Below are 6,393 nucleotides of genomic sequence, written 5' to 3' on the forward strand. Positions count from 1 at the left end.
GCCCGTTAGGCCTCACATAGGGGGCGGCGGTGTCTGCAGCGTGCGATGGGACATAAATTCCACGGACCGTACATCACCACGAGGGAGCTGCCTCTGCTAGGGACCCTGGTCCTCTGTATGCGGCGCCCACCTGCACCGTCGGGTCAGTGGGGATTTACATGTCTTGCCGGCGCAGGTGGAGCCGCCACATGAATTTGCAAGCGCTCAAGGATGAGTTGCGGCGGCGCGCCCTTGCAGCGCGCCAGGCCGCCCATGAGAGCGATCCCGATGCCGGTGAGCGCCTGGCAGCGCATTTTTCGTTTGAGCGTCTGGCGCTCGGCTCGGTGGTTTCGGGCTATTGGCCGCTGCCCGGCGAGATCGACCCGCGCCCGCTGATGGCGGCGCTGGAGGCGCGGGGCGCCTGTCTTGCCCTGCCGGTGGTGATTGGCCCCGGCCAAGCCCTGATATTCCGCGAATGGCGCGCCGGCGATCCGCTGCAGCGCCGGGCCTTTGGCCTGATGGAGCCGCAGGAGAGCGCCCCGGAACTTGTCCCGGATGTCCTGCTGGTGCCTCTGCTGGCGGTCGATCCCGACGGCAACCGCCTCGGCTTCGGCAAGGGCTACTATGACCGCACGCTGGCTGGGCTGCGCGCCACCGGCGCGCCGCTGGCGATCGGGCTGGCCCATGAGGCGCAGATCGTGGCGGCGGTGCCGGTGGATGAGTTCGATCAGCCGCTGGACGGGGTGGTGACCGGGGAGCGGCTTTTCTGGACGGGATGACGGGACAGACACGATGAGCTGGTGTTCGCGAACCCGATAATCGTGTCTGTCCCGATTGCCTCCAATTGCCTCAAGGGGTGCTGCCACCATTTGTGACAGCACCCCGGACAGCGACGCTCTAGTCGGCAGTTGATGGCTCCCCGACGCGTGCTTTCGTGTTGATGCCCGCAAACAACAGCCAAAACGCGGCGACCCATTCGAACAAGGCGCCTGGCACGAAAAACAGCATGACCTGCTCTGCCAGGGACGGGTATAATATGATTGACGCCGCCAGGGTTCCGATCACCGAGTAGGTCACAATGCCCCAGGCAGACAGCCAGCGGGGAATAAGGCGCGACCGGAAGAACAGGCTGAAAAAGATCACCCCGCCCACGGCCATCGGAACAAGCAGGATGTAGAGCGCCGATCCGTAGATGTCGCGCAGGAACGCCACGAGCGAGACGCGCGCCTCGCCCGACAGGCCCGGAGTCAGATCCGGGTTCACGACCGCTGCAAAAGCGGCATATTTGAAGATGATGAATGTTGCGCCCATCGCACCTTCGATCAGCCGGCAGAAGGCGGCAATGAGCGCGCCACCCTGGCTGACCGACTTCAGGACGACATACATCGCGGCAGCCGAGACGCAGACAAAGGTGTAGAGCACGGCCTCGGCCAGAAACCCCGTACGGAACATGAATTCGAGCGCCGGCGACGCGGCACCTTGCTCCGAAAGCGCACCGAGCGATGGAATTGGCCCGAAGGTGATGTACAGCCCCGCCAAGGTGTAGGCGAGATATGAAAACCCGGCCAGCCGAGCCATGCGGCGAACGGTTGCTTCAGTGTGGTGTATTGCAGACATGGCGTGAGCGCCTCCTTCTATCAAGCAATGATCCGGGCCGGTGTCGAATGCCGGCGGATCGAAACTGAGGGAGGTCAGGCTGTCTGTCGTCCGAATGGGGCTATTCGGACGTCGTTGGGATCATTTTGTCAGATTATGCCGCGTCGTGCGTCCGGGCGTTACCTGCATCTTCGCGATAGGTGCTTGGAGGAGAGCCGACATGTTTCTTGAACGCCGCGTTGAAGGTGGACCGGGAGTTGAACCCGACCTCCAGGCCGATCTCGAGAACGTTCAGGTCGGTCTCGGTCAGCAGCCGTTTGGCCTCGGCGGCACGATGGCTGTTCACAAAGTCAAAGAAATTCACGCCCAGATGCTGGGATAGCGTTTCGGAGATGTGGTTCTTGGTAACGCCGGTGATGTCGGAGAGCCTGCGAAGTGACAGGTCATTGTCGGCATAGAGCTTGTTCGTGTTCAGGGCACCTGTCAGCTTGGCCGCGGTTCGGCGTATGCGCTCAACCGTGAGGATAGGATGCCGGGTCTGTGAGCCGGCTTTGGAGGCCTTTTCAAAATTCAACTCCGGCTGGTGCAAACCGAGATAGGCAAAGGCTGCTATCGCCAGGGATTCGGTGAAGGCCAGGGCAATGTTGAAGGCCGGGATCGATACGCCCGATAGCCAGAGCGCTTGCTTGACGGCGAAGAACACCCAGGCGCCGGCGAATACGAAGAGAATGGCGCGTAACCAATCCAGGGACTGGCGCTCGATATTCGCGAACTGTTCCATCATCCGCTGCCGGTGTCGCATTTGCAGCCTCAGGGCGGCGATGAGGTAAAAGGCGGTAAAGGCGAGAAAAAGGAAAAGCGACGCGGTGCATGTGAACAGCGCGATTCTGAAATGAACGGGGTTCCGGGTCGCCGGGTCCACCAGGGCGAGTTTCTCTTCGGCGCTCAAGCCCGCGAATGGAAGGCTTACGAGAATCACGAGCGCGGGGCCGAGAAGCGACGCCCAGTCGAGGCCGCCAAACCCTGGCTTCTCCGGTGAGATCAGGGCGCGCGTATAGAAAAAGACAGCCGGGCCCAATGCCATCTTGATCGAGAGATCAACGCCCACAAGGTGCGGTGCGAGACGATAGACGTCCGAAATGATGAGCAGCTGCCCGAGAACATGCGCGAGAAGCGCGATCAGGAGCACGCAAAAGAAAAGGACATGGTCACTACGCTGACCTGGTCTGGTCAGGGCCAGGGCGAGCGCAAAGCCGATTGATCCGGCTGCGACGGCGTATGCGATTGTCAAAAACGTGTCGGACATCCCCTTCCTTGTCCAATGAATTGCGGCGCGGGGCAATCACCGATTATTGCTGGCTTCGCGCGTCGCCTTCACCATGCCGGAAGCAGATGGTGTCAAACAATTGGTGTCAGGCACCTGTCTCCGCAAATCAGGTATCTATCATATCCCGGAATTCGCTGCGCGCCTTCGGGGGAAGGTGATGTTTTCGGTCTTATGTAGCAAACGCACCAAGATGACAGGATGAATTGAGCGACCGGCTCGGCTAGATTCCGGGCATGAAAGCTCTACTCGCAAAGCGTGATGAATTGCGCGCCACCATCAAGTCAGCCCAGTCCGATCTTCGCGCCATTGAGGCTGCGATAAGGATCATGGGCGGCGATAGTCCACGCACCCAGCTATTCGCACGCGGTCAGCTCAAGGCGTTGGTCTGTGACGCTATGCGGGCCGGTGTAGAGGGCAACAGGGCTATCGCTCTATCCGTGATCGAGACGATGCACTGGGACGCCACTGACGAGCGTGTCAGGGACGTTGCGGCGCGCGTGAAGGACGTGACGAAGCGGTTTCGGTAAGGGCTGCTGGACGATTAGCAAACGTTTGCCAGCCCTTCGGTTGCCTTAGTTCCGAAAGAGCTTCTTTTTCAATCCAGACTGGCGGATCATTGACGCGAGCGTGTCAGGCAGGATGTGGTCGGTCACATTGTGGTAGGCGACCGTCACAAGCCGAATTTCGCCGCCGACCTCTCCACGGTACCTCCGATGGCTTGTCCCATTGTGCCTCACCTCTTTGAAGCCGTGGGCCAACAGGATTTGGATAAACCTCTTGAAGGTGCAGCTTAGGCGGGACACGGAAGGCGGTTCGCTTCGAAATAATCACCATTGTCGTCGTTATTCGAGAGACTCGAAATGAATATCCGCAGGACCACGGAAAGGCGCGTGAGCAACGGGGCTCTACGCCTGAGCAATTGATCGCGAACGCGTGCGTCTTCGGCCATCGCGGATTCGATGTATCCGTGAATTGCCTCGTTAAGCTTTGTACGGACTTCGTCGAGCGTTTGACCCTGCACAGCAATATCTAAATCAAGGCACATCGCTTCCCACGAACCGTGACGGCCTTGGGCGGCACAAAGAAAAGTACGCATTGGTTCCCCTCCAAAGGGACGTCCCCCAGCACATTGGCGGTTATCCACACTCTCGTGCTGTTAGCAATATGGCGCGCCCTCGTTAACAGATCAAGAAACAAGCTCGTTACCGAATTGACGCAGGTGACAAAAACGGTCACGCCGCCCGCTGCCAATACCCAGCCCATTGGCGGCTGACCGGCGAAGCCATCGCCAGCGAGATAACCCGACCAGCCTGCGCACCATTGGCAACGCTGCGGTGGTCCTCTTTCCAAGCTGCCTCACTGGCGTACTGGTGCAGGTATTGCGGGCTGACCTTGTGGTGCTGGCCACGGATCATGCGGCGCAGGCGAGAGAAGAAGCTCTCGACGTTGTTGGTGTGCTTGCCGTGACGGCTGTACGCCTCGGAATGGTTGATGCGGCCCATAGGGAAGTCGCGGACCAGATCATCCCAGTGTGCGGCTTCGTCAGCGAAGATAGTTGAGCCGGTCGCCACGATGCGCGAAGCAATCTCGACGCCTTCACCTTCGCGCTTGGCGATGAATGGCAGGGTGCGGCCTCCACGTTGACGCAGGGCCACCACAACGCGGCGGGTGCCGGTCTGGTGCTTGGCCAACCGGCGATCCACGCGGTCTTCTTTCAGGTTTGACGGGCGAATGTGGCCACCGATATAGCAGCCGTCGATTTCAACTTCACCGGCCAGCTCAAGTCCACGCATTTCAGCGGCCAGAACTTCGCGCAGCTTGTGCATCATCACGAAAGCCGTCTTGTACTGGACGTCCAGATCGCGGCTCATTTGAAGCGCGCTCATACCTTTGACGCCATTCACAAACAGGCAGATCGCGGCCAGCAGATCGGTGAAGTCCATTTTGCGGCTGGCGAAGATGGTGCCGGACGTAACCGAAAACTGATGACCGCAGGCCGCGCACTTGAACTTGCGGCGGGTGCTGATGTCGTAGGTCTCGACACAGCCGCAGCGCGGGCAAACAGCCTCGCCGCCGGTTTCAGACCAGCGCATCGCGCGGAAGGTTTCGTATGCGGCCCCTTCGCCAGCCTTGTAGATGTCCTTGAGGGACAGGGTGCGGGCTTCCGCCGAGAGGAGAAAATGTTGAGCCATGTCACTACGTCCGTTACCTATGTAACGTATATAGTGCGTTGACGTATCTAATGCAAGGGCATAAGTATCGTGTACAGTACTTTTTTGCACAAAGGCGATACAATGCCCGATCAAACGGACTTCGAAACCCGCGCGGCCAACATCCTAAAGGCCGAATTGAAGCGTCACGGCGTGACCTATGCCCAGCTCGTCACCAAGCTTGAGGCTATCGGTGTGAGCGAAAAAGAGGTGAACGTCAGAAACAAGCTATCGCGTGGAAAATTCAGCGCCGCTTTTATGCTGGCCTGCTTTGAGGCGATTGGGTCTCAGGCTGTGCGACTCGATTAGCTAGCAGCCAATCCACGAGCGCACGGTATGCTGAATCCATTTCAGCACTGTCATTTCGAAGCATAGCAACGAGAAAATCTCCGTGTTGCTCGAACTCCTTTCTGATCGGGATTTGGAAGAACCACGCGAACGCGCACCTGAAGTGCGCGTCCCAAATGCTGGCAAACTCAGCATCACCCATAAAGCGATCCCGCAGCGGTCCCAGCGGCTGCAGCTGACGCTGGAACGTGGACATCGCCTGCACCTTGTGATCGGGCTCCGCCTCATAATTTCCAAGGAAGCGGTGGAACTCGCTTAACCCGTCTGCCAATTTCAGCCGTGAATCCGCCAGCGCACCCGCAAGATGTTCTCTCACTTTCTGATCGGGCTCCGACAATCGGGCTTCAAGGCCTGACAACTTTGCCTGGTCATCTTTCCATATGAAGTATGGCGCCGTAACCAGCCGGACAATCAGCAAGCCAGCAAACGCATAGCCGACCCACGCAAGCATATCCAAGGTTAGATCAGCTGGCATATCCATCCCCCTGAGACGGTAGCAAGCAGCGACTATTGGCGGAACAAGAATCCCGGCCACATCCATAAGCCGAACGGTGGGTTTGAGTGCCCGTGCTAGCGCCTGAGTCAAATAGTTCCAGATCATCCCGACAATCTGGCACTTCGCGCGCAAGCTGTGGAGTCGTCATTTTGCTACGCCCGCCTTGGTGCGTTTGATACATAAGACCGGATGTTTTGGTGTTGGTGTGTCTTCGCTGGCGCCCACTTATCCCCCACGCCTGACAATTACCCCACATCATCCCGGCGAAGGCCGGGACCTCGACATGGCAGGCGCGGAGCCTGGTTTTGATGACGCTGGGCTGCAAGTTTTGCCAATAAATCCAATACGTTTGTCATCCCTGACGGATGCCCCGCGCAGGCGGGGCGCAGATCCGGGACCTACCCATGGATCCAGCTGGATGAGCGGGTAGGTCCCCG

9 protein-coding genes are annotated in these 6,393 nt (G+C 59.1%); 3 read left to right on the forward strand and 6 right to left on the reverse strand.

Translation table 11 applies throughout. The annotated features are described in order from the left end of the window. Nucleotides 1-188: 188 nt before the first annotated feature. The gene (locus tag ACN0YL_RS13760; RefSeq protein ID WP_417490912.1) at nt 189-758 is read left to right on the forward strand and encodes a 5-formyltetrahydrofolate cyclo-ligase; all 570 of its coding nucleotides are present in this window, start codon (nt 189-191) and stop codon (nt 756-758) included. Nucleotides 759-876: 118 nt separating this feature from the next. Here ACN0YL_RS13760 and ACN0YL_RS13765 read toward each other — a convergent pair whose 3' ends face one another. Beyond that, entirely contained in the window at nt 877-1,557 is a 681-nt protein-coding gene (locus ACN0YL_RS13765) for a DUF4386 domain-containing protein (protein WP_417490913.1), read from the reverse strand. A 172-nt stretch (nt 1,558-1,729) separates the two neighbouring features. After that, a complete protein-coding gene (locus ACN0YL_RS13770) occupies nt 1,730-2,881 on the reverse strand; it encodes a helix-turn-helix transcriptional regulator (protein WP_417498361.1) in 1,152 nt (383 codons plus the stop codon). A 254-nt stretch (nt 2,882-3,135) separates the two neighbouring features. On the opposite strand from ACN0YL_RS13770, the gene ACN0YL_RS13775 reads away from it, so the two are divergent. Beyond that, nucleotides 3,136-3,429 (forward strand): hypothetical protein, encoded by a 294-nt coding sequence (locus ACN0YL_RS13775; protein WP_417498362.1) that lies wholly within the window; start codon nt 3,136-3,138, stop codon nt 3,427-3,429. Between the two features lie 45 nt (nt 3,430-3,474). On the opposite strand, the gene ACN0YL_RS13780 is transcribed toward ACN0YL_RS13775, so the two are convergent. From ACN0YL_RS13780 to ACN0YL_RS13790, 3 genes are all read right to left on the reverse strand, one after another. Then, nucleotides 3,475-3,705: a type II toxin-antitoxin system HicA family toxin gene (locus ACN0YL_RS13780; protein ID WP_417498363.1), complete on the reverse strand. Its 231-nt coding sequence runs from the start codon at nt 3,703-3,705 to the stop codon at nt 3,475-3,477. Next, the gene (locus ACN0YL_RS13785) at nt 3,693-3,998 is read right to left on the reverse strand and encodes a type II toxin-antitoxin system HicB family antitoxin (protein ID WP_417498364.1); all 306 of its coding nucleotides are present in this window, start codon (nt 3,996-3,998) and stop codon (nt 3,693-3,695) included. Before ACN0YL_RS13785 ends, ACN0YL_RS13780 begins: the two co-directional genes overlap by 13 nt. A gap of 136 nt (nt 3,999-4,134) precedes the next feature. After that, a complete protein-coding gene (locus tag ACN0YL_RS13790; RefSeq protein ID WP_417498365.1) occupies nt 4,135-5,094 on the reverse strand; it encodes an IS1595 family transposase in 960 nt (319 codons plus the stop codon). Between the two features lie 102 nt (nt 5,095-5,196). Here ACN0YL_RS13790 and ACN0YL_RS13795 point away from each other — a divergent pair, with 102 nt between their 5' ends. Next, a complete protein-coding gene (locus ACN0YL_RS13795; RefSeq protein ID WP_417498366.1) occupies nt 5,197-5,421 on the forward strand; it encodes a DUF6471 domain-containing protein in 225 nt (74 codons plus the stop codon). On the opposite strand, the gene ACN0YL_RS13800 is transcribed toward ACN0YL_RS13795, so the two are convergent. Next, entirely contained in the window at nt 5,369-6,061 is a 693-nt protein-coding gene (locus ACN0YL_RS13800) for a hypothetical protein (protein ID WP_417498367.1), read from the reverse strand. The two genes, ACN0YL_RS13795 and ACN0YL_RS13800, sit on opposite strands and share 53 nt — an antisense overlap. Between the last annotated feature and the right edge of the window lie 332 nt (nt 6,062-6,393).

It is taken from the genome of Maricaulis sp., from assembly GCF_048269565.1.
GTDB lineage: Bacteria > Pseudomonadota > Alphaproteobacteria > Caulobacterales > Maricaulaceae > Maricaulis.